We start from the raw sequence: 23,530 nt of genomic DNA on the forward strand, positions 1-23,530 counted from the left end.
TGTTAAATGCCTCGCATAATGTCTGTCAATAGCCTTCATAGCCTTGATTTAACCTCTCGACAATTAATCCACCCTGCTTCTTAAGGGGGAGTAGGGGGCAAGCTAAGGGGGGATCTAGATTTAATAATCAAACAGCAGTCTCTGACTAGGTTTGAGCTTAAGTTGACACTAATGGGCATTGCCGTGTCCCTACACGGATAGAACGATAGGCGGGGTACTTCATAAACGTCGAATCTGCTGTAAGTTCTATTTGAGTGAGATATATAAAATTTAACAATTAAAGAGGTTGCATAATGATACAGCAAAAAAATGTTTCCAATCTAGTTTTTATTAACTCAAATGTTGAAGATTACCAGAGTTTAATTAGCGGCGTTTCTTCAAATGCTGAGGTAATTATCCTAGATGAAACACGGGATGGCATTGAGCAAATCACCGAAAGGTTAGCAATTGAACAAAATATAGAAGCAATCCACATCATCTCTCACGGCAGTCCCGGTGCAGTACAACTCGGTGCAAATACACTCAACAGCAGCAACATAGAAAGTTTCGGTTTTCAACTCAAACAGTGGCGCAAAGCACTAATTCCTGGTGCCGATATTCTCATTTATGGGTGTAATGTCGCTGCTTTTCATCAGCCCTTGCGAATAGAATGCGCGGCTATACAAACAAATTCCGCCTACGCGGGCTATGGAATTTCAACCAGCGCAAACGAGTTTAGTTTGTGTAGTAGTGGTTTTAACCGCCCAGTTGAAAATAGTGCTACAAAACCTACAAAACCTAACCAATTCCTCCAACGCCTGAGTGAATTAACTGGTGCTGACATCGCCGCCTCCGCCAACCTGACCGGCAATGCCAAACAGGGCGGAGATTGGGAACTGGAAGTACAAATCGGCTCGATCGAAGCAACCCCCATTAAGGCTTTAGCCTACAGCCACATCCTAGCAGCCACCGCTAACCCCGACAACAAAGCCATCCCCGTCAACTCGCCCCAAATTAGCATAGACACCCTCGCCAACGATACAGGAAGCGCCCGCCTCTCAGTGCAGAGCATCACCACCGCCCCCACCAACGGCATCGCCACCATCAACGACTGGATTTATGCGGGCGGCAGTTTCACCAGCATCGGGGGACAAGCCCGCAACCGCATTGCGCGGTTGAATAGCGATGGGACGGTAGATAGCACCTTCAACCCCAATGCGAATATGGATGTCAGAGCGATCGCCCTAGACAGCAGTGGCAACCCCATGGTGGGCGGCGTTTTCACCACCATCGGCGGCATTACCCGCAACAGAATCGCCAAATTAAACCTTACAACAGGTGTCGCCGATCCTACTTTTAACCCCAATGCAGATAGTTTTGTCAGTGCGATCGCCCTAGACAGCAGTGGCAACCCCATCGTGGGCGGCGCTTTCACCACCATCGGCGGCAGTCCCCGCAACAGAATCGCCAAATTAAACCCCACTACAGGAATCGCCGATCCTACTTTTAACCCGGATGCGAGTAATGCTGCTGTCAATGCGATCGTCCTAGACAGCAGTGGCAACCCCATTGTGGGCGGCGGTTTCACCAACATCGGCGGCAGTACCCGCAACTATATCGCCAAATTAAACCCCACCACAGGAGTCGCCGATGTTACCTTTAACCCCAATGCGAATGCTACTGTCAGTGCGATCGCCCTAGACAGCAGTGGCAACCCCATTGTGGGCGGCGGTTTCACCACCATCGGCGGCAGTCCCCGCAACAGAATCGCCAAATTAAACCCCACCACAGGTGTCGCCGATCCTACTTTTAACCCGGATCTGAATAATGGTGTCTTAGCGATCGCCCTAGACAGCAGTGGCAACCCCATCGTGGGTGGCCAATTCACCACCATCGACGGACAAACCCGCAACAGAATCGCCAAATTAAACCCCACCACAGGAGTCGCCGATCCTACTTTTAACCCGGATGTGAATAATAATGATGTCAGAGCGATCGCCCTAGACAGCAATGGCAACCCCATCGTGGGCGGCTCATTCACCACCATCGGCGGCAGTACCCGCAACAGAATCGCCAAATTAAACCCCACCACAGGAATCGCCGATCCTACTTTTAACCCGGATGCGAGTAATTTTGTCTTAGCGATCGCCATTGACAAAGGACGCACCATCTACTACACTCCCAACGCCAACTTCAACGGTATAGACACCTTTCAATACACCGCCACCGACGGCATCGCCTCCACACCCACCACCGTCACAGTCCTCGTCAACGAATCCCCCACCCTAGATAATTCCGGCATCCCCACTCTCAACGCCCAAAACCAAAACGACAGCGCCAGCACAGGTACGTTGATTAGTACCATCATCACCAACCTCGGCGGCACAAAAATCACCGATCCCAACGCCAGCGCCTTACAAGGTATTGCCATCACCAACCTCGACATCACTAACGGCACTTGGCAATACACCACCGACGGCACTATCTGGAATAACGCCCCAGCCGTTTCTGCCACCAACGCCTTACTATTAGCCAGTGATGCTAACACCAGCCTCCGATTTGTTCCCAATGCAGGTTATAACGGCACTGTCACCAACGCCCTCACCTTTGCCGCCTGGGATCAAATCACTGGCACTAACGGCGGTGTAGCCGACTACACCACAGACCGAACGAATAACACTACATCCAGTGTTTTCAGTAGCGCTACCGAAACCGCCGATATTGCAATTAATCCCGTTCCCACTGTTACCAGCGTCAGCGCCGCGACAGTAGACGGGACTTACGGTATTGGTATATCGATCGATATCACCGTTCAATTCTCTCAAATAGTCAATGTCACAGGTACGCCGAAACTTAGTTTAGCAGGTGTAACTCCCGTTGCGAATTACCTCTCAGGCAGCGGCAGCAACACTTTAACATTCCGGTATACAGTTGCAGCAGGCGATAGCAATCCCGACTTAGACTATGTTTCCACAACTGCTTTATCTTTAAGCGGCGGTACTATTAAGAATGCGGCCAATGGTGATGCCATCTTAACTTTAGTAACTCCAGGTACATTCAATTCTTTAGGTGCTTCCAAAGCAATAGTTATTGATGGCATTGCACCCACAGTTGCCTTAACATCCGCATCAGCAACAACAGTAAATGGTTTATTTAGCGTCACAGCAACATTCAGTGAAAACGTCACCGGGTTTGATAATACTGATATTACCGTCGCCAATGCGACTGTCAGTAACTTTGTCACAGTTGATGCCAAAACCTACACCTTTAATGTCACTCCCACTGCTGATGGTAATGTCACCGTTGATGTACCTGCGGTTAAAGCGAATGATACAGCGAGTAATAACAATACCGCTGCCACTCAACTGACTCGTACTGCTGATATTACACCGCCAACCGTTGCCTTAACATCCGCCTCACCCACAACAATAAATGCACCATTTTTAGTCACAGCAACTTTTAGTGAAAATGTGACAGCATTTAGTTCAAGTGGCATTAATGTTACTAACGGTACGGTTAGCGGTTTTACAGGTAGCGGCACCACTTATAATTTTACAGTCACACCGAATGCTGATGGTAATGTCACAGTTGATGTACCTGCTGCTCAAGCTACGGATACAGCGAGTAATAACAATACCGCAGCAACTCAACTAACTCGTACTGCTAATATCACCGCACCTACTGCTAGCTTGGGTGCAATTTCTAACATTACTACAGCGGGCGGCACAAGTCAGACATTGACAGTTACTTTCAGTGATAGTAGCGGAGTTGATGTTAGCAGTTTAGATAATGCTGACCTGGTAGTAAACTGGTCAGGTGGTGCAATTTCCGCTACATTTGTGAGCGTCGATACTAACAGTAACGGCACACCTCGCATCGCTACTTATTCGCTGACTCCGCCTGGGGGAAGTTGGGATGATACCGATAATGGCAGTTACGCTGTTAATTTGCAAGCATCGCAAGTAAAAGATACTTTTGGGAATCAAGTTGTAGCTAGCAATTTAGGCAGTTTTACTGTTAACATTCCCACGCCGATTCCAACTCCCCCGCCAACTCCAACTCCCGCGCCAACTCCAACTCCCACGCCGATTCCAACTCCCACGCCGATTCCAACTCCCCCGCCGATTCCAACTCCCGCGCCAACTCCAACTCCCACGCCGATTCCAACTCCCCCGCCGATTCCAACTCCCCCGCCGATTCCAACTCCCCCGCCGATTCCAACTCCCACGCCGATTCCAACTCCCCCGCCCACTCCAGGTACTCCCGCTGTCATTTTCCTTGAACCACTTGGCAGTACCGACGTACTCGAAAGCTTGGGCAGCGATATATACAAAGTGCGGCTAAATACTCAGCCAACTGCTAATGTCACCGTCGCCATTACCCCTGAAACTCAAGTTACTGTCAGCCAACCTGCCCTTACTTTTACTCCCGCCAATTGGAATGTCGCTCAAACATTAACGGTTACTGCGGTTGACGATGCGGTTGTTGAGGGCGATCGTCTAAGTCCAATTAGCCACGCCACTACCAGCACAGACACATTGTATAATAATCTCGTCGCCCCTCTCACAGTCAATATCAGCGATAACGATAACTCAGGCGATGTCAAAACCTTGTCCCAAAAGTCAGTAATCGGTTTGACAGACTCCGACGATCGCGTCACAGGATCGGCATTGAATGATATTATCCACGCACGCCCCGGCAATGATTATCTTGATGGCAAAGCAGGAGATGACTTGCTTTACGGACAAAAAGGGGATGACGGCATCAGTGGCGGTGATGGCGATGACATTATTTTTGGCGGTAAGGGGATTGATTTTATTCAGGGCGATCGCGGTACTGACTTGATTTACGGAGGTAAGGAAAACGATCGCATTTACAGCGGCGATGGCGACGATATATTGTTTGGTGATGGGGGCAATGATTACTTATTTGGAGAAATGGGTGCCGACACTCTCACAGGGGGATTGGGTTTTGATGTGTTTGCGATCGCGATCGATACTGGTGGAACAGACTTAGCCGCTGCCGATGTGATTACTGATTTTACCCCCAATCAAGACAAAATTGATTTAATTAGCCCCCTGGCTTTTAACCAGTTAAATATTTTTCAAGGAACAGGCGCTTTTGTTAGCGATACTATAATTCAGTATCAGGTAACAGGGGAATATTTAGCTGTCTTGAAAGGAGTGACTGCCAGTAGTATAGTTCAGGCAGTAACTTTTTAGACTTCGTATGTTGTTGCGCTTTAGCGCTAAAGCGCAACAACCTACCTACCCGATTTCGATCGCCTAATTTGTATGGTGCATCAACAGTCGATCGCACTTTTGCTGTGATTTTCAGGTATAGCAACCGCTTAATTTAAATTGTGTAGCCTGTCTTTGATTTTTGTGCGAGTAACCAATGCAGACTGACAGCGTTCCCAGTAAATTTTAGCAACGCGATCGCCCGGATTCTGACGCCAACATTCAGAAAACAGCCGCGCCGCTTCAAATAACTTCCCTTCCGAGTAAAGTGCCCTAGCTTCTGCAAACAATTCCAGCGTAGCTAACTTGGCTTGTTTAATTTCTGGTGGATCTGCATCAAACACCTCATAAATCGTCACAGCTTCGGATTTTCCCTTGACTTTTACCGTATCGAGAGTGCGGATTGTGTACTGAGATGGATTTTTCAGGCGCACATAAGTTGGCTGAGTAATTAACAGCGCCACCCCATAATTTTTCGTCAAACTTTCTACGCGAGAAGCTAAATTCACCGCATCGCTGATGACTGTCCCGTCCATGCGATTTGGTCCTCCCACAGTTCCCAGCATCAAAGAACCCGTATTAATCCCAATCCCAATCTGAATCGGCGCACAGCCAGCGTTAGCGCAGTATTCATTGTATTCAGCGAGACGGTGTACCATAGCAATTCCGGCTTTCACCGCATTATCCGCCTCGCCGCTAAATAGCGCCATAATCGCATCGCCAATATATTTGTCGATAAACCCCTTATTTTCATTAATGACGGGTTCCATGCGACTGAGATAAGAATTGATAAATTTGAAATTATCCTCCGGCGTCATAGTTTCCGAAAGCGTGGTGAAATCACGAATGTCGGAAAATAACACCGACATTTCTAACTGAACTTGGTCGCCCAGTTCCACATCAATGATGCTTGATTTCTCTAAAAACTGGAGGAATTGATGGGGAATAAATCGCTCGTAAGCTTTGTTGAGTTGAGCCAGCCTGCTTTCATTTTCGCGTACTTCTGTATAAAGCTTAGAATTTTGAATCGAGATCGCCGCCTGTCCAGATAACACTTTTAATATTTCTACTCTTTCAGGGGTAAAAGCACCCGCTGTCAGATTATTTTCTAAGTAAACAATACTAATGATTTGAGATTGGTTAATCAGCGGCACACATAAAATTGATTTGGGCTGATGCTTTCGGATGTGGGCGTCGTTGGTAAATTGTCCCGATCGGGCAGCATCATCGAGTACCACGCTTTCTTGAGTGCGACTCACATAATTGACAATTGCGGAGGAAAGTTCTTGACAGGTTTCAACGGGGATTGACTGCAACACTGTGACGAGTTCGTCATCGATTTTCCCTTCAGCTTCAATGAACAGTTGTCCCTGGCTTAACAAAATCAGATAGCCTCGTTGTGCCCCTGCATTTTCCATCAAAATTTTCATCAAGCTAGACAGTAGCTTATCTAGCATAATTTCTCCAGAAATCGCCTGAGAAGCCTTCATGACTGCGGCGATATCTAGGTGGTTCCCCGAACCAGTCGTTGTCATTGCTACGGTAGTTTGAGTGTTTTTCCTTCCCGGTTGAGTTACCGCGAATAATTGGGGATATCGCGTTTCTAAATCCGTTACCTTAGCAGTGGCTCCCCATTCAACATAACAATAATACGCCTCAAATATGTAGGCTTGAGCAACTTTTGTTTTGCCCCATTCCCCGTAGAATTTGGCTGCTAGTTCGTTTGCCAGGGCTTCGTCATTAACATATTTGTTTTCTTTGGCTCCCCAAATCGCGCGATCGTACATTTCAATTGCATCAGCTTTATTGCCCGAGACCCGTTGCCGTTCTGCTTCCACTAAATACCATTTATGCAGATAATTCATCGGAGCATTTTGCGCCCACTGTTGCAGAGTGCTTTGATGGGTTTCCACTAACGCAATAATTTCAGTTTGCTCAATTGCTGGCTGTTCGGGCAAAAGTGCCAGGTGCGTCAGGGCGGCATAAAAATGAAAAATTGGAACAAAAGCCGATCCAGATACTCCCATCACATACTGTTTGACTTGGGAAATGTGGTCTAGGGCAGCCGTATAATTCCCATAGCAGTAAGCAAGCAGCAGTTTGTAAATGCAGGCACAGGCGATCGCCGTAAATTCATTATCCTGATAGTGCTTGGGAATCATCACCGTTTCATCGTAGGCAGAACCTATTAATAAATCCGGCCGAATACGGGTTTCCCTCAAGTTTTGCACCGTCTGCTGAATCATATCCAAATAAATCCGCGCAGAATATTGTTTCAACTGCGCCATTACCGCCCTATAACTTGCTATTTCTGGTTCCCAAGTATCTAGTTCTACACCAGCGAATAAATGAGTATAAAAACAAATATATATGTTGTAGCCAGCGTTTACAAAGTCGCCTGTTTCCATGCCCAACCTATAGCCCTCTTTCAGCGTCGGTATCGTTGCCAAAAGAGATTCTTGGCGATGCTGAATCCAGCCACCAAACAAAAGTAGAACTGTGGACTTGAATTCGGGTACATTCAACCTATCCAGCAATGAAAGTGCCAATTGCCCAAAGCCATAGCCCGTTTCCACCTCTTGTAAAAAGGCACAGAACACCATTCCGTGCATCGCATAACCCACAGTCGATGCGGGCGCATTCCCGAAGGAGAGCGATAAACTCACCATCGTGGAGCTCAGCAGGGGCAGCAAACCGGGCATTCCCTGGAAAATGGGTGGAAACAACATACCAGACAGTTGCATAGCTGCCTGAGTCTGTGGATTTGTCATCACAGGTAGGTCAACCAATTCCTCAATCTTTCTGCCACTTAGTTGGGCTGCAAGGGCTTGTAGCGCTTTGCCAATCTTGGCTTCATCAGGTTCGGCAGGGAGTTCAATCCCCAATTGTAAGAGTGCCTCTCTTGCTACTGCGATCGTTTCTAACACCTTGCTCTGGGCTGTCTGAGCGGCAATTTTAATTTCGTAAATTTTAACTCTATCTAAAATTGTTTGGGCTTCTTGCAAAACCAGTGCTGCCATCTGTTCCATACCATCAAAGTCACCATTCAAATAGGCAATTTCAGCAGCAGAAATATATAGATTTAGTGTCAATTCATATTGAGTTTGCCAGCAGTTGACTGTCAGTAGCTCAATTCCCGTTTGTAGATAGATATTTGCCGCAGCGTAGGCGGTAGAATTTCTAGCTTTTCGTCCAGCTTCTAAGTTGCGTTGGGCTAAGGCTGAGCGTTCACTTAATTGATTGATTAACTCAATTCCTTGATTTAAATGCCCCACAATATCAAATATTTTTTCTTCTGTTTCTATCTCGGAAGAACTTTGTAGCAGTAACTGTCCTATTTTCAGATGAGTGGCTTGTTTTTGGTCATCGGGAATCAATGAATAAGCCGCTTGCTGGACGCGATCGTGCAGGAACTTATAAGTGGGATTAGCAACAGACTGATTCGGGGATCGAGCATCTGCTTGAATGAAGTTATAGCCTTCTGAAATTACTAAAATGAGTCCTTCTTGCAAGGCTTTCCACAGCGCTGATGCCGTTGGTTCTGGTAATTCTTCGCTGACTATTGCCAATGTCTCTAAATCAAACTGCGCCCCAATACACGCGGCAAGTTTGAGAACATCCTGAGTTTCGGCAGGCAACTTCTGCAATTGCGCCGCCATAAACTCCACCACATCCGAGGCGTCGGAAAATTTAACTTGATTAATATCGCACTGCCACCCCCCTTTACTGCCCCCCTTACTAATAGGGGATTGAGGGGGGTTAAAAATAATTTGACCATCTTCATGCAAAGCCTTGAGGAATTGAGTCGAGAAAAAGGGATTTCCTTGAGTTTTTTGATAAACTAATTCTGTCAAAGGTTGAGCAAAAGATAAATCGCAAATCAGCGTATCTGCTACCAACTGATTGAGATCTGCTAAACTCAATGGTTGCAGAGTAATCGTATTCACCGTGGCTCCAGACTTCACAATCTCATCCACAGTCAACATAAACGGATGAGCCGGTGATACCTCATTATCCCGATAAGCACCCAATACTAACAGATGCCCCGTATCTTCCATCAATAGTTGTAGCAATTTCAGCGATGCCGAATCTGCCCACTGCAAATCATCTAAAAACATCACTAAGGGATGTTCGGCTTGGGTAAATACTTGCACAAATTTCTGCATCAGCAGATTGAAGCGATTTTGGGCTGCACTCCCCGACAATTCTAGTGCAGGACTTTGAGCGCCAATGATGTGTTCTAATTCAGGAATTACGTCAATCAAGACTTGCCCACTCTCGCCTACTGCGGTGAGGATCAGGGTTTTCCATCTGTGTAACTGAGCGTCACTTTCTGATAATAATTGTCCCATCAATTCCCGAAATGCTTGCACAAATGCACTAAAGGGAATATTGCGTTGAAATTGGTTGTATTTGCCTTTGATAAAATAGCCACGCTGTCGGGCGATCGGCTTATGAACTTCATTCACTACTGCGGTTTTACCAATCCCAGAAAAGCCAGCTACTAGCATCATTTCGGCACTAGCATTACGAACTCTTTCAAAGGCTTGTAATAGATTATCAACTTCAGTTTCTCTGCCGTATAACTTTTCGGGTATCAGGAAATGGTCTGTAATATCCAGCGTTCCCAAGTCAAATTCTTCTATGCTATCGGTTTCTTGTAATTGAACCAGACACATTTCTAAGTCCTGCTTAAGACCCAAGGAAGTTTGATAGCGATTTTCCGCATTTTTCGCCATCAGCTTGCTGACAATTTGCGAGACAATTAGGGGAATTTTTGGCTCGATTTCGTGCGGGGGAACTGGTTGTCTGGCAATGTGGCAGTGAACTAGCTCTAAAGCGTCTTCTGTCTCAAAAGGCAGTTTTCCTGTCAGCAATTCGTAGAAGGTGACTCCGAGCGAGTAAAAGTCAGTGCGGTAATCGATAGAGCGATTCATCCTACCAGTTTGTTCTGGTGAGATGTAAGCGAGAGTTCCTTCTAAAACGTTGGGATTTTTCAGGGTTGGCATTTCTCGCGTTAGCTGAGTGGAAATGCCAAAGTCGATAATTTTGAGCTGTCCCGTTTCCGAGTTATAAACAATATTTGAGGGGTTAATATCTTTGTGGATAATATTGGCGCTATGAATTTGCCCTAAAGTTTCAGTGGCAGCGATCGCTAGGATCAGAAATTCCTTGAGGCTAAACTTTCGCTGCTGCATCCATATTTTCAAGGATTCCCCGCCAAAATCCTCCACAAAAATCACGAGGCTGTTTTGGTATTTTTGCAAGTCATAAACTTGCACGACTCCCGCCTCTTTCAGCTCTCGCGTGATACGGTATTCGGTGCGATAGCGTAGCAATTCTTGAGGTGTGGGGTAGCTTTCTTTGAGCAGTTTGAGGATGAGCGGTTGGCGATCCGCTTCCCGAATGGCCCGGTACACCAGAGAGTTGGCACTTTCGTAAAGCAACTTCTGGACGGCAATGCCTGGAATGGAGAGCATATTTATTTTTCTGGTAAAAATTAACGCCCAGTCAAAAAACACCGGGTTCGTTGTGTCGAGAATAACGCTTTAGAAAGGAACAAATTATGTTTTTATAACACACTCTTAGTTTTTCGGCAGCGAAGTGGGTTTCAGGTGGTCTGGCAGAGTAAGGGTAAGGAGTTATAATGCGACGTATTTAAGCCTTGTTAATTCTCAACTCCATGAATTGTCCCCGTTTCGGTTCTCCAAACATCGTTAAAAATTGTCCCACCCCCAGCGCTAAGCAAAACTTTAAATGTATATATTGTCACAAGCAGTTTGTTTCAAACCCAAGACATCAAAGGATTTCACAAGAAACAAAAAAATTGAGAGATCAGCTTTTATGAGAAAAAATATCTTGAGTCGCGATTGTCAAAGTCACGAGGGTGTCCCCCCGCTGGTTCCAATACTATGTGTTTTTCAACAATTAGCATCAGTCCCCCGGAAAGTTCAAGTAAAGTCAAAAAACTAAGGCAAGCTAACGATCCAAGATGATGAAATGTAGTCGTTTGTAAGCAATAAGGGGAACAAGCAGTGGAAAGATCTGCCAATTGATACCTTAACCAAAGAAATTCTAGCGATTTATAGCAATCCTACATGAGTCGTAAATTTTTTACTGCACCCCAACCCTCCCCTTACCAAGGGGAGGGAATAAGAAATTCACAAATGATTTAGCATGGCTATAGGAAGTCTAGTTGAAATGGATGCTAAAGGTTTGTCGGATTCCCTCCCAGTAGTTGACAGACAATGTGCCGTCTATTATACAGAGCTTTTGGTCGCATATAAAAAAGTTTTGCCTCGCCAGCGACACAAATCTGTCGGGAAAGATACGGGCAAAACTTCTGATCTCTAAAGATGCAATAACTCCCTGATGTACAGGATATCTCGCTATTGTTGTAAGAAAGAGTCTTTCCTAATCTAAAAAGCTCTCCAATCGTGTGGGAGCTTGGTGGTATTTTATTCATGATTACAACGCTTCTTTATCCCTAAAAGGATTAAGAATTTTTCGTTGCTATGCAGAACTACCAGACTTTTTTCTCATGATTTTGGAGAGTCATTTATCTACTTTCGCTTGCCCTTCCCCGCTACAAACTCCCGCAGCCGCAGTAAACTAGCGGTTTGCCCCAAATTCAGCGGCAGCAGCGACACTCCCTCCAACCGAGACTGCACCCAACCATCACCCCAATACCACTCGTGAAACCCGTCAATTCCCTGACTCAATAACAGCCGCAGACAATTGTGCTCAACAATATCAACGTGATGCTGAACTGCCACGGGGCCTAGCCAACTTGTAAAGGTCAAACCTTGAGCAAATTCTTCCGGCAAACCGCTAGACAACTGCTGCGGCCACAGCCACTGCTGCAATTGACTCGGACGCAACAAGCTGTCTCTAATCGCTGTTTCGGAAGCTTCAAGCTCAATCCGCAGGTTGCTTTGTTGAAAATTACCGAGCATAAGAATTTTAGATATAAGTGCAAGTAACTTTAATGTAACTTATTGCATTGGTTCTAAACTCTTATGGGCGGGCTAGGAGCAACGGCCCACAAAAACCAAATGCACTCTTTGTGGAACAGGCCGGAAAGCCTGTTCAGGGCGGGCGGGCTAGGAGCAACGGCCCACAAGCAGAAAATTCACTGTTTGTGGAACAGGCTAGGGAAGCCTGTTTATGTCCGGGCGGGCTAGAAGTCCTCCCCACAAGCAGAAAATTCATTCTTTGTGGAACAGGCATCTTGCCTGTTCTTAGAAAATAGTGCAAAATGTTCGATCGCACACCAGGGCACCATTGCACATTAGCGTCGATCCGCGTTCATCTGCCGTTAAAGATTTAAGATATTCGATCGCACCTACTGCCCCAGACCCGATTTTCGTATCGAACTGTTAAGCTCTGTTTCATTTCATTTAAATCTCCCGTCGTTACCCCACCGCACCGAAACTCCGTGATACCATCACATCTGAGTAAAGACTATAGATAAAAAACTGGGGAGAAAAACTTTGACACTAAGGGTTGCAGTAGTAGGTTCAGGCCCTGCGGGTTCTTCCGCCGCCGAAACACTCGTAAAAGCAGGAATCGAAACATACCTATTCGAGCGCAAATTAGACTACGCCAAACCCTGTGGCGGGGCAATTCCCCTGTGCATGGTACAGGAATTTGACTTGCCGCAAAGCATTATAGACCGCCAAGTCAGAAAAATGAAAATGATCTCCCCCTCCAACGTAGAGGTGGACATCAACATCGAAAACGCCCACGAATACATCGGTATGTGCCGCCGCGAAGTGCTCGATGGCTTTATGCGCGATCGGGCTGCGACCCTAGGTGCCAAACTAATTAACGGTACCGTTCACACACTAGAGATTCCCGGCAACAATAAAGACCCCTACATTCTCCACTATGCCGACCACTCCAACGGCGCGGCAATGGGAATTCAGAAAACTCTGAAAGTGGATTTGGTGATTGGGGCTGACGGTGCTAACTCCCGCGTAGCAAAGGCGATCGATGCTGGTGATTACAATTATGCGATCGCCTTCCAAGAACGCATCCGCCTGCCGGAAGATAAAATGGCTTACTACCACGACTTAGCCGAAATGTACGTCGGCGATGACGTATCTACCGATTTCTACGCTTGGGTGTTCCCCAAATACGACCACGTAGCCGTCGGTACTGGCACGATGAAAGTCAATCAAGCCAGCATCAAAAAGCTGCAAGCAGGTGTCCGTGCCCGCGCTGCCAAAAGACTCATGGGCGGTGAGATCATTAAAGTGGAAGCTCACCCCATCCCAGAACATCCGCGTCCCCGCCGGGTTGTGGGCCGAGTTGCTCTCGTAGGCGATGCCGCAGGTTATGTTACCAAGTCTTCGGGCGAAGGTATCTATTTTGCTGCGAAGTCTGGCCGGATGTGTGCGGAAACGATTGTGGAGATTTCTCAGCAGGGTACGCGGATTCCTACTGAACAGGAAATCAAGCTTTATCTGAAGCGGTGGGATAAAGCTTACGGGATTACTTACAAAGTGCTTGACATTTTGCAACGGGTGTTTTACCGTTCTGATGCTACTCGCGAAGCTTTTGTGGAAATGTGTGCCGATCGCGATGTGCAGAAACTCACATTCGATAGCTACTTGTATAAGACAGTAGTACCGGCTAATCCTTTCGTGCAGATGAAGATTACTGCGAAAACCATCGGTAGCTTGCTGCGCGGCAATGCTTTAGCGCCTTAATTACCTGCGGGTAAGCGCACTTTGTATAAAAAAAGCGGGCAGTTTTCTAACTGCTCGCTTTTTTTTCAGAGTTCAGATAATGAACTGTGAAAATTCACAGGCGAGACGCCTGTGCTACGGGCGCTAAGGAAGAGAAAGAAGAATTGTTAGTTCAAGTTCAACTGAACTAAAGTATCGGGGGCGAGGAAGTGAGAAATGTGATAAGCCCGCTCTTCTGTTTTTAGCAGGATTTTTTCGTAGAGGTAGCGGGTAGCTCGATCGCCCAAACTTTCTGCTTGTCCTGCTTGACGGCGCAGCAAACCTATGATAGCTTGTTCCGCAGTCAAATCGTGTTCCAGCATTTGGCGGCACGAATACACGCCGTCTGCTTCCGGCTCGAAACAGCACAACTCAGCTAATTTGCTAAAGCTAGCTGCTGGTATGCCGCCCAATCCGTTCAACCGTTCGCCCAACTCGTGGACGTTATCTTGAGCTTCACCGTAACTTTCTTGAAAGAATTGGTGCAAGGAGTAGAATTCTGCCCCTTCCACCACAAAATGATGTTTTTGATATTGCAGGTATAAAGCCTGAAAACTGGCCAGCAGCGCGTTCATCCCTTCACAAATCGGTGCTGTGACTGAATGTTCCAGTAGAACTGGGTTTTCGGCTATGTGGCCAAATGGTCTCAATGCACTCTGAGTCTGGGCCATGTGTGTTCTCCTCTCAATAGGCAGTTTTGTTGCCAATAGAGTCAGTCTAGCACCCTAGATTTACCCGTCAAGCAGGGTCTGCCTCGATAGTGCAAGATTTTGTAGAATAGGAATTTATTTTTGTAAACCTATTGAGAATAATTAGCAGTTGAGTTATGCTTTAACAAGATGCTCGTTCTGAAGGCTTCCTGAAAGTGGGGCGAACCTTCTGAAGGCAGAAGGCAGAGGGCAAAAGGCAGAATTTTTCAGGAAGGGCTTTTGATCATCTTTGATGTTCTGCTGAAATCTGGCTTTTAACTTCTACCCGCTACCAGTCAGGGTAAAAATTAATGCAAATTATTACTGTTGTTAAAAAATGAATCCAGCAGATCCAGAATTAGAAGTTTGTAACATTGTGCAAGTTAGTTGGCTAGATAGGTGGCAAGTTTACAAACGCTTGCAAGAACTAGAAATTCCCTGCTGGTGTGCGGTTGACCAACCTTTGCGGGCAAAAGTCAACACAGTTAAACAAGCGGCTCAGTTAATGAGCGTGTTGAGGCAAGTCAGTGCCCCTCGATACGAACTGGTGCAATGGCTGGAGTGCTGCTGGCAAATGGCTTCAAGGTAGAAGGAAGTTCGGCAACGAGCAATGTACAAGATGTAACGGATTTAAAGGAGTCATAACAATGTATAAATCTGGCAAGCAAGTTTCCGAATTCAGTTTAGAGGGAGAAATCCTCGCCCTGATTGTTGAAGATGGCTGCAAACTTAAATATTTGCGAATTAGCAGCGATCGCGGAGTAGAATTTCTTGTTAAACTTTCCAAGGAATTGCGGTCATTTCTGTCGCCTATTTTCACACCGGGGTTGAGAGTTCAAGTTGTAGGTGAGAAAGAACTCAATTTAAAAAACGGTAAAATAAAACTTAAAGCTCGCAGCCTTAAGCTGGCTCAGGGTCAAAATGATCGATCGCCAGAACTGCTCGACTCCACCAATCTGCCTGTTGGGGTATTGACATCCGACGATCGCGCGATCGGCAAAAGCGAATTCACCTCTGACACAGCAGCTCAAACTGTAAAAGCTCCGGCAAAAACCCAAACCAAAATATTAGTATGTCAAAAATCAGACTGCCTAAAGCGGGGCGCTGGAGGAGTCTGTAAAGCTTTAGAAAATGCTTTGAATTCGCGCGGTTTAGAAGAGCAAGTGACAGTACAGGGAACCGGATGTCTCAAACAGTGCAAAGCCGGCCCAAATATAGTTGTGATGCCGGACAAAACTCGCTACAGCCGCATTGCACCGGCAGAAGTTCCAGCAATCATTGACAAACATTTTGCAGTTGTTAAAGCTTAGGCGATCGCCCGGATGCCGAAACAGTGCGTTAGACATTGGGAAAAATTATTCCGATCGGACTGGCGGCCAAAAACTCACGTCTTCTAGGTGCTGGTGCGCGCACCTTACGTCTTAATTTGAGTTCGGGTTGTAGTTCGATCGCGCGAATCGATTCACAGGCGATTGTCCGAAAAAACAGAAAAAATGACAACAACTATCACTTAGGGGCTTCCTTCGGGAGAATATCTAAGGATAGACTGTATCTGAGACCCTGTGAGTATTGGGATAAAAAGCCATGTCAGAAGCTGATCTTCGAGCCCATCAGCACCAATCGTACCCTGCTGTTCCATCCGATACCGAACCATTGCACTCAGATTTTGCTAATGCTGGGGGTTTTGAGCCGATCGCCCCCGATGCGACAGACCTTCCCGCAACGGTGCCCCAACAGCCAGAAGAAGACTGGCAAACAGTAGATTTTCCCAACGCCATCGGCGTAGATGCAATTCCCACACAACCTGAAACAAAAAATTCGCAATCTCCGACACAGCCGACTGAGGCGGGCTCGCCCCCGATTTCAGAGAATCTAAAAAATATGCTTGGGAATGCCGAACAGGCCAAGGGCAAAGGATCAACCCCAGTCACCCTCATGCAAGCGCTGCACGAATGCAACCGCGACCTTTTACAGCGCATCGCGCAGCTAGAAACAGCTCTCGAAGAGTCCCAAAAAACATTGCAGAATCGCGAAGCTTTGCTAGAACAGCGGACTGCAGAACTCGAAAATACTCAAGAACAATTGACGCGGCTGTTTGGAAAAGTGGAAGTTTCCCATCACACCCTCCAAAGTCAAGAAATTTTAGTCGAAAGTTTAAGAAGTCAGTTGGCAACCAGCCAAGTCAGGCTAGCGACTGTTGAGCGAGAATGTGCGTCTACTGTGCAGCGCTACAACGAACAGTTACACCAGTTAGTAGCCACAGAAAATATTTGCAGGGAATTGCGAGCCCGCTTGCACCGCCAGCAGCGCCACACTCTGCAATTCAAAGCTGCCTTGGAAAGAAGTTTGGACAGGCCACAGGTAAAGTCGCCGAGGATCGAGCCGCCTGACAATGCAGAGGATAGCGCCAGCGCGCAATTAGAATCATTGCTGGCGGTGGTCAAAAGCTCTCAAGTTCCGCTGCCGCCAGCCTTTAACGCTTCCCCTGTCCAACCTTGGTCGGAAACCGAAGAGAATCCAGAGGTAGCGGTTGTTGTCGATGCGATCGAGCCTGAATCCCCAGCCAATCTGGAACTCAACAAATTAGCCGAAGTATCCGGCATTCAATTACAGGAAGCCGAAACCTACCAGCCTCATGAGCCGGCACCTGACTCGGCCCCTGCGGTTGCGGAACCTGAACAGCCGATGGCTGAGTCTGAACCCGAAACTGCTACCAATGTGGACACGCAAGAATTAGCCCGGGCTTTTCAAATTTTGAACTCCGTTGAAACCTTTGGCATTCAAGAAGTGCGATCGAGTGTGGCAAAACCTACAGCAGTCGCCCAACCAGACTGGCTGAGCTTGATTGCCAGTCCGCTGCGGGCTTCTAAAAAACGTCGATCGCTAGCTGAAATTGAATTGCCGAGTTTTCGATAGCGAACTGAAGTTGCTAGTTTTGAGTCCACACTCAAAACTCAACACTCTTTTCTCCCCTTTCCCATGCCATAGGTGAGAGCATAGCTGGTAGCCAACAGCCACAGCCAAACAGCCGGATATCGGGGTTCCAACCAAGGTTGTACCCTGCGGGCGAAGCCGGGAAGCCATCCGAACAGCAAACTGGCCAAAGCCAGCAGAGTAAAATTCAAGTAACTTCCCAGCCAGCGCCAAATATCCCCCAAAGTGACAAAATCTAAAATCCACAAGAGGAGAGAAGGATTTTTTCCGGCTGCTTCGATCGCCAGTCGATTGAAAGTTAGCCAGTCGGTTCTGTCTTTAATAAAAGTTTCAGCTACGGCGAGTTTTTGTGCTGCCAAAATACCGAAAAAGGTATTGAGAATTGAATTAATTCTTTGGGGTGGCAAACTGCTCCCGGTAGGAACCATCATGCCTTTAGAAAATAGCCAAGTTACTGAAACATTACTCTGGTAGGCGCGAATTTGGTTTAAGTGATTTGCCGTCAACAAATTGTGCTTTAATGCTGTATCCAAAAGGTCTGTTAAGCGAAAAAGATTGCGAACGAGGGAGCCGAAGCCGGTGAAAACGAGGGGAGATTGCAGGGATGCTGCGTCGCCGATCGAGACTAGGCGATCGATCGCCACGGAGCGATCGCTGCTGTTGCTGCTAAAATGCCCCGGAATATAACCAAATGTCGGTTTTTTCCACACCAATTTATCGACATCGCAGCGACGGTATTCCGGCAAAATTGCGAAAAAATCCTCGTACATTTCCAGCAAAGAACCGGGATTCTCTGGATGTACTTGGTGGTAGTGAAATAGATAAACTGTCAGTTCTGTGCCGGCGCCGGGAAACAACTCCCAGATGAGCTGGCGCCCGCGGGAAATGTCCCCGTGAGTGTAGAGCACATCCCCGTACTCGGAATCCCATACTCCTGGCTCAAATCCTCCGTCGATGACTGCTCCCACTGTCGGACAAACGCTGTCAAAAGTCCGCCCTTCGTTCAATTGCCAAGCGATGGGAGAAGCCGAACCCATTGCATCCACCAGTAACCGTCCTAATGCAGTGCGATCGGCTTTTGTCGGCAAGTGGTGGCCCTGAACTACTACTTTTTCCGCTGCAACATCGGCTCTAAGAAATTCAGTTTCGTCCCAGATTTCTCCACCAGCTTCTGTTAGTTTAAGTCCCGCTAAATTCAGCAGTTTCTCTCCGTCCAAAGCTACATTGAGTACCTTTGGTGTGTGCAGAACTGGCGCTTTAGCAACGGGTGGATTGTTAGCATCAAAAAACTTGTTGTAGCCATCTTTGTATTCTCTGGCAATCAAAGTTTCGATTTCTGCAGCAGTAAATAAACCCAAATCAATTAAGCTTTGAATTTCATCCCGCGAAATATTCCACTCGCGATTCATTCGCCCGAAAGGCATTCGCTCAACTAGCAGCACCCGGTAGCCCAATCTCGCCATAACTGCGGCGTGAATCACTCCCAAGGCCCCGCCAATATAAATTAAGTCATAAAAAGTATCGCCAGAATCAGACACCAAAATCGTGTCTTCTGCCTTCTGCCCTGTTCCCTCTTCCTTCAAAAACACTACTTGTTTTGGCTTTTGAGGATTGCGAGTGCCTTCGCGCCAACGCTGTTCCCACCAGTAGACGCGCTTAAGGTCGTATTCGCCTTGAGGCATTTTTTGGAAGTATTTGACGGTCAAGGGGTAATAGGGGGCAAGAGCCTCAAAAATTGACTGTTTGGAGAGGTCTATGACAGGGGGTTCCCGGTAGCGATCGGGAAACTTGTTTCTCACAGCAAGATTCAGAGCTTCCAGGAACTTTCTTTCTCCAGCGGGCGCGTCTTCTAGACGAAAGACTTTTAAATAAGTGGTGCGTTGCAGTGACCAGACAAAGGTGGAAAGTTCTGTCGATCGCCAATTTTGGTTTCCTGAATTGGTGTCAGCCAAGGCGGGTTTTGGATTGGCATTTTGAGTTCCAGACTTCTGAACCTCGGCTGCTGTTGCGCCTGAAACCAGGCGAAAACCGTCAGCAGTAATAATTTTTTCTCCGATTCCGGGATCGAATTCGTGCTGCAACCAAGTGCACACGGCTGCTGTATCCGGTGTCGGGACTTCTAGATAAAGAATTTCTTGCATGATTAGGCTCTCAATTGAGAATAAATTAATAAAGATGGGGGAGTTGACAAGGGAGCAAAGTAGGCTATACTCCGCGAATACTTATTTAGTTTTAAATAAGTTTACAATGTTCTCAGATTTTTAGGTTTTCGATCGCTCTCGGTGTGCCCGCAGTGGCTGAATATCTACTCCTTTCGGTATGCACTTCTATGAATTATCCCATTCCTACGAATCCTCAAGAAATGATTGCTTTGCGACAGCAGCCACTGAATGAAGAATTGGTGGCATCGGCGATCGCGGGTGTGATTCAAATAGCTCGATCGCGAGCTCAGTCTTTGGATGAGTTGAAAGCTGAGGTGCTCGCCGACGACAACCTGCTCGATTTGGCTCAAAGGCGCTGGCTGAGCGAGATTGTAGCTCAAGCTTGGGAAAATTTGCCCTGAATTGTCAAAATCCCAACAAGACACGGCGGTTGAAGAAAAAGACAAGGCGAATCGAATTCGCGTCTATACAAACAAAACCCGGATGGTGCGCGGGTTGAAGACACGGCGGTGAAAATTACATGATATTCTTCAGTCCGCGGAGGCGGACTTCGTTTGTGTAGTCGCGAATTCCATTCGTACGTCCTATCTTATCAAATATTTTAAGATGCGAATAATTTGACTGATATGATCAATGAAATAATCATTTAAATCGACTTCCATGATTTGATTACTAAGACTTCATTCAGTTGACAGTTGACAGTTGACAGATGAGTGCGACCTCTACCTAGAAGGAAGAGGATTGGAGTAATGAATAGTTTTCTTTTGATTTCTCGCCTTTAAGGGAGAGGCTTTAAACCAATTCTTTCTGGTAAAAATTTCCCATCTATCTTGAAATTATCTGCGTTAATCTGTGTTAATCTACCTGACATCTGCGGTTGATCTATCAATGAAAGATTTATGCAATTCAAGTCTATTGTAGAACTTAGCCACTAGCGCAACTCAACTTCTCGCTTGACTTCTGCCAAAACTCGATCGCCCCGCGTCAATCGATATTCTGCGCGCCACACTCCGGGAATCAGAGGAGAATTTGTACTGTTTCTTTTGCCGACATAACCCAACCAAGTGCGGCTGGGGGCTTTAATTTCATTGGTTTGATCGGCGATCGTTGTGCCGTTGGGTGCCAATAATTTGTATTGTTCGCGATCGCCCTTGAGCACTCCGTAACTTTGCACCCAAAACAACAAAGCTGGACTGTTTGCAGGGAGTTGAGTCTCTGAAAATTGTCCTTCCCAGACAGCGTTGATATCGGGCGGCTTATTGGCAAAACCGGCCCGAATTAAACCTGTGGAAATATAGTCTAGAGGTTTGTCCCAAATGGGATTGCGGGCGATGTTGCAGCCTAATTTGGCATCGGGGCCGACAAACGGATCTACGGGCTTGCCTTGATAGCGATAAGTTACGTGTACGTGGGGGAAAGATGCCATCCCAGAGTTTCCCACCATGCCCAAAACAGTGCCTTTTTCTACCTGCGTACCCGGTTTGACGGCAACGCTGCCTTTGCGGAGGTGGCAGTATTGGGCTTCCCAGCCTGCGCCGTGGTCGATTACCATGCCGTTGCCGCATTCTGTGCCGGCGATGCTGGCTTTGTCTGTATCATTTTGTAAACGCCGATCGACCACACCATCTCGCGATCGCAAAACTTTGCCTGCAGCGGAGGCGATAACTGGAACTCCTTTTGCCATTGCTTTGGCGTCGGGAATGGCGAAGTCTGTGCCGTCGTGGCCGTCGTAGGTTTGGCGCCCGCAGCCAAAATCGACGGCGGTGGGGCCGGGTTCTCGATCGAAATACAGCAATACAAAACAGTCTTTTCCTAGGGTACAGTCGATCGGCTGACCAAATTGTGGGTTGTTCGGCTTTTGGGCGACTGCGGTCGAAACGAGACGCTGGGCGATCGTGTTGGCTTGGGCGATCGGGGCATTGACTCCGGTTTGGCTAGCACAGCTAGAAAGATTTGTCAACCCCACGGTCAACAAAATTGCAGAAATGTGTTTTGTGAATAGTATAGTCATTCGCCGGTTGGATGTAAAAGCTGAGGTGGGTAGTGAAAAATCAATTAATCATTCAGAATATAGTTGCTCAAGAATCTAGACGATCGGTAAGGTCTTTTCGTTTCCTAGATTTGTTGTATTATTCTCGGTGTTGAATTTTAAATTCTTAATTACTTCAAAAATGCGCTCTAAAATTCAATCGCTCATTTCGATAATTCGGCTAGCCGGTCTTGCTGTTGCTGCTTTGGCGATGTGGGGATTTGCCACCATTGCCGAAGAAGTTTTGGAAAAGGAAACCTACGCTTTCGATACATCTATTTTACTATATCTTAGGAGCCTGCACACTCCGCTGCTCGATCGCATCATGCTCGGCTTTACATTTTTTGGGGAGCCAAATTTACTGCTCGTGCTGAGCGTGAGTTTGGGTATTGTATTGTGGGTGAGCAAACATCGCTCCGAAGCCACAACTATTGCAGTTACCGGCGCAGGCGCGATCGGTTTAAACCTACTGTTAAAAAAACTGTTTGCCCGCGCTCGACCTCAACTTTGGGAGCGCACGGTTGATGTGATATTTTACAGTTTTCCTAGCGGACACGCAATGATTTCAATGGTTATTTACGGTTTGCTAGGATATTTCTTGGGTTCGCGCTTTCCCAAGCAGCGCTGGTTGATTTACAGTTTGACAGTTGTATTAGTTGCTGCTATTGGTTTCAGTCGGCTTTATCTAGGAGTCCACTGGCCTACCGATGTTATTGCCGGTTACGCAGCCGGTTTAATTTGGCTGATGGCGTGCATTTTCAGTTTGGAAGTCTGGAAGCAGTTTCGCGCTTCTAGTGCTGTTTCTGAAGAGAAGTTTTTGTCACCAGATCACCCTCAATAAGGGCTTTTACCTGACTGCTCAATACTAATTATTTGCTTTTGGGTAAAACACATCGCAATCCCTTTTTCATAGTAAGCCGCCTCGTTAATAAAAATTGGATAAACAATCGATTTGTCTTCATACAATACCGACTCACCATCAAAGGTCAAAAACATCGGATCGCCAGGATTTAGGGCTTCATAATCTCTGGATTGTAGCCCAGGATGGATCATTGCCTGAATTTCTCCAGACTTGTTTCTGGGATAGTCGATCGCCCCAATGGTGTGATAAACAGTCAGGGGATTTGTGGCAGCAGGCATTGTGCCTAGATTGTAGCTTTCTACGCAGTCTAAAATTGTGCCAACAACTTGCTCGGTTTGCTGAAACAAAGACGCATCTAATACGCCTTGTGGCACTGCACCAACTTCTAGCGTACCGCCTAACTCGGAGAGCGATCGCAGCAAAGGACTATCTTCATTCTTGGTTGTCGCAGCCAGCAGCTTGAGGTGGGGATACACAGAGGTTAAATAAGCTGCTAGTTGCAGGTTAAAGGGATGCTGGCTGGCGAGAATGAAGGTTAGCCCCATGTTGGATGTGGTGCTATGCAAGTCGATGATTAAGCTTTGTTGCTGGGTGTTTTTTGAGCTAAAAATGTGGTAGATTTCTTTCGCCCGCTGGGCTTCGTAGCTGGAGAGTTGGGGATTTTCTAAATCTTGCTGGCGAAAGCAGCGGTTGAGGTCGATATCGACGTAGCGTCTCCCGATTTCGGAAGCTTGGGGATTGGCTAGCAGGGCGATTGTTTCAAAAGTCGATCGCCCAATTGACTCTGGCGCGCGATCGAACTTCTTCACAAGGTATACTCCTGTGAGTTCGTTTCCGTGGGTTCCTCCCACTATGGCAACACGTTTAATTAGATTCATAAACAAACAACTCTCTATCCCAAGC

14 protein-coding genes are annotated in these 23,530 nt (G+C 46.9%); 8 read left to right on the plus strand and 6 right to left on the minus strand.

All coding sequences use genetic code 11. The annotated features are described in order from the left end of the window. The first annotated feature begins 293 nt into the window (after positions 1–293). Positions 294–5,201 (plus strand): DUF4347 domain-containing protein, encoded by a 4,908-nt coding sequence (locus tag QUA58_RS06725; RefSeq protein ID WP_333393407.1) that lies wholly within the window; start codon positions 294–296, stop codon positions 5,199–5,201. 128 nt (positions 5,202–5,329) lie between these two features. On the opposite strand, the gene QUA58_RS06730 is transcribed toward QUA58_RS06725, so the two are convergent. After that, positions 5,330–10,699, minus strand: coding sequence for an AAA family ATPase (locus tag QUA58_RS06730; protein WP_333393408.1), 5,370 nt, complete (start codon positions 10,697–10,699; stop codon positions 5,330–5,332). A 697-nt stretch (positions 10,700–11,396) separates the two neighbouring features. On the opposite strand from QUA58_RS06730, the gene QUA58_RS06735 reads away from it, so the two are divergent. Beyond that, a complete protein-coding gene (locus QUA58_RS06735; RefSeq protein ID WP_333393410.1) occupies positions 11,397–11,573 on the plus strand; it encodes a hypothetical protein in 177 nt (58 codons plus the stop codon). Between the two features lie 209 nt (positions 11,574–11,782). Here the strand turns inward: QUA58_RS06735 and QUA58_RS06740 are convergent, their stop codons facing one another. Beyond that, entirely contained in the window at positions 11,783–12,175 is a 393-nt protein-coding gene (locus QUA58_RS06740) for a hypothetical protein (RefSeq protein ID WP_333057711.1), read from the minus strand. 537 nt (positions 12,176–12,712) lie between these two features. Between QUA58_RS06740 and chlP the strand changes: the two genes are divergently transcribed. Next, positions 12,713–13,933: a geranylgeranyl reductase gene (gene chlP, locus QUA58_RS06745; protein WP_333250506.1), complete on the plus strand. Its 1,221-nt coding sequence runs from the start codon at positions 12,713–12,715 to the stop codon at positions 13,931–13,933. 146 nt (positions 13,934–14,079) lie between these two features. Here the strand turns inward: chlP and QUA58_RS06750 are convergent, their stop codons facing one another. Then, complete coding sequence (locus tag QUA58_RS06750; protein WP_333250504.1) at positions 14,080–14,622, minus strand: Dps family protein; 543 nt, start codon at positions 14,620–14,622, stop codon at positions 14,080–14,082. A 355-nt stretch (positions 14,623–14,977) separates the two neighbouring features. Between QUA58_RS06750 and QUA58_RS06755 the strand changes: the two genes are divergently transcribed. From QUA58_RS06755 to QUA58_RS06765, 3 genes are all read left to right on the plus strand, one after another. After that, positions 14,978–15,229, plus strand: a complete 252-nt coding sequence (locus QUA58_RS06755; RefSeq protein WP_333250502.1) for an Asr1405/Asl0597 family protein — start codon at positions 14,978–14,980, stop codon at positions 15,227–15,229. Between the two features lie 58 nt (positions 15,230–15,287). Further along, on the plus strand, positions 15,288–15,950 hold the full coding sequence (locus QUA58_RS06760; RefSeq protein WP_333393411.1) for a (2Fe-2S) ferredoxin domain-containing protein: 663 nt from the start codon (positions 15,288–15,290) through the stop codon (positions 15,948–15,950). Positions 15,951–16,224: 274 nt separating this feature from the next. Continuing rightward, a complete protein-coding gene (locus tag QUA58_RS06765) occupies positions 16,225–17,556 on the plus strand; it encodes a hypothetical protein (RefSeq protein ID WP_333393412.1) in 1,332 nt (443 codons plus the stop codon). A 38-nt stretch (positions 17,557–17,594) separates the two neighbouring features. On the opposite strand, the gene QUA58_RS06770 is transcribed toward QUA58_RS06765, so the two are convergent. Further along, positions 17,595–19,715: a flavin-dependent dehydrogenase gene (locus QUA58_RS06770; RefSeq protein ID WP_333393413.1), complete on the minus strand. Its 2,121-nt coding sequence runs from the start codon at positions 19,713–19,715 to the stop codon at positions 17,595–17,597. 188 nt (positions 19,716–19,903) lie between these two features. On the opposite strand from QUA58_RS06770, the gene QUA58_RS06775 reads away from it, so the two are divergent. After that, entirely contained in the window at positions 19,904–20,137 is a 234-nt protein-coding gene (locus QUA58_RS06775; RefSeq protein WP_333250495.1) for a hypothetical protein, read from the plus strand. Between the two features lie 530 nt (positions 20,138–20,667). Here the strand turns inward: QUA58_RS06775 and QUA58_RS06780 are convergent. Beyond that, the gene (locus tag QUA58_RS06780; RefSeq protein WP_333393415.1) at positions 20,668–21,747 is read right to left on the minus strand and encodes a M23 family metallopeptidase; all 1,080 of its coding nucleotides are present in this window, start codon (positions 21,745–21,747) and stop codon (positions 20,668–20,670) included. 160 nt (positions 21,748–21,907) lie between these two features. Here QUA58_RS06780 and QUA58_RS06785 point away from each other — a divergent pair, with 160 nt between their 5' ends. Continuing rightward, complete coding sequence (locus tag QUA58_RS06785) at positions 21,908–22,606, plus strand: phosphatase PAP2 family protein (protein ID WP_333393416.1); 699 nt, start codon at positions 21,908–21,910, stop codon at positions 22,604–22,606. Here the strand turns inward: QUA58_RS06785 and QUA58_RS06790 are convergent. Next, positions 22,600–23,505, minus strand: coding sequence for an aspartoacylase (locus QUA58_RS06790; protein WP_333250489.1), 906 nt, complete (start codon positions 23,503–23,505; stop codon positions 22,600–22,602). The genes QUA58_RS06785 and QUA58_RS06790 overlap by 7 nt on opposite strands. Between the last annotated feature and the right edge of the window lie 25 nt (positions 23,506–23,530).

Source organism: Microcoleus sp. N9_A1 (genome assembly GCF_036701795.1).
Taxonomy (GTDB): Bacteria; Cyanobacteriota; Cyanobacteriia; order Cyanobacteriales; family Microcoleaceae; genus Microcoleus.

Coding starts and splice junctions, on each gene's coding strand:
- QUA58_RS06725 (WP_333393407.1), top strand. CDS start 294: ATGATACAGCAAAAAAATGTTTCCAATCTAGTTTTTATTAACTCAAAT.
- QUA58_RS06730 (WP_333393408.1), bottom strand. CDS start 10,699: ATGCTCTCCATTCCAGGCATTGCCGTCCAGAAGTTGCTTTACGAAAGT.
- QUA58_RS06735 (WP_333393410.1), top strand. CDS start 11,397: ATGGCTATAGGAAGTCTAGTTGAAATGGATGCTAAAGGTTTGTCGGAT.
- QUA58_RS06740 (WP_333057711.1), bottom strand. CDS start 12,175: ATGCTCGGTAATTTTCAACAAAGCAACCTGCGGATTGAGCTTGAAGCT.
- QUA58_RS06750 (WP_333250504.1), bottom strand. CDS start 14,622: ATGGCCCAGACTCAGAGTGCATTGAGACCATTTGGCCACATAGCCGAA.
- QUA58_RS06755 (WP_333250502.1), top strand. CDS start 14,978: ATGAATCCAGCAGATCCAGAATTAGAAGTTTGTAACATTGTGCAAGTT.
- QUA58_RS06760 (WP_333393411.1), top strand. CDS start 15,288: ATGTATAAATCTGGCAAGCAAGTTTCCGAATTCAGTTTAGAGGGAGAA.
- QUA58_RS06765 (WP_333393412.1), top strand. CDS start 16,225: ATGTCAGAAGCTGATCTTCGAGCCCATCAGCACCAATCGTACCCTGCT.
- QUA58_RS06770 (WP_333393413.1), bottom strand. CDS start 19,715: ATGCAAGAAATTCTTTATCTAGAAGTCCCGACACCGGATACAGCAGCC.
- QUA58_RS06775 (WP_333250495.1), top strand. CDS start 19,904: ATGAATTATCCCATTCCTACGAATCCTCAAGAAATGATTGCTTTGCGA.
- QUA58_RS06780 (WP_333393415.1), bottom strand. CDS start 21,747: ATGACTATACTATTCACAAAACACATTTCTGCAATTTTGTTGACCGTG.
- QUA58_RS06785 (WP_333393416.1), top strand. CDS start 21,908: ATGCGCTCTAAAATTCAATCGCTCATTTCGATAATTCGGCTAGCCGGT.
- QUA58_RS06790 (WP_333250489.1), bottom strand. CDS start 23,505: ATGAATCTAATTAAACGTGTTGCCATAGTGGGAGGAACCCACGGAAAC.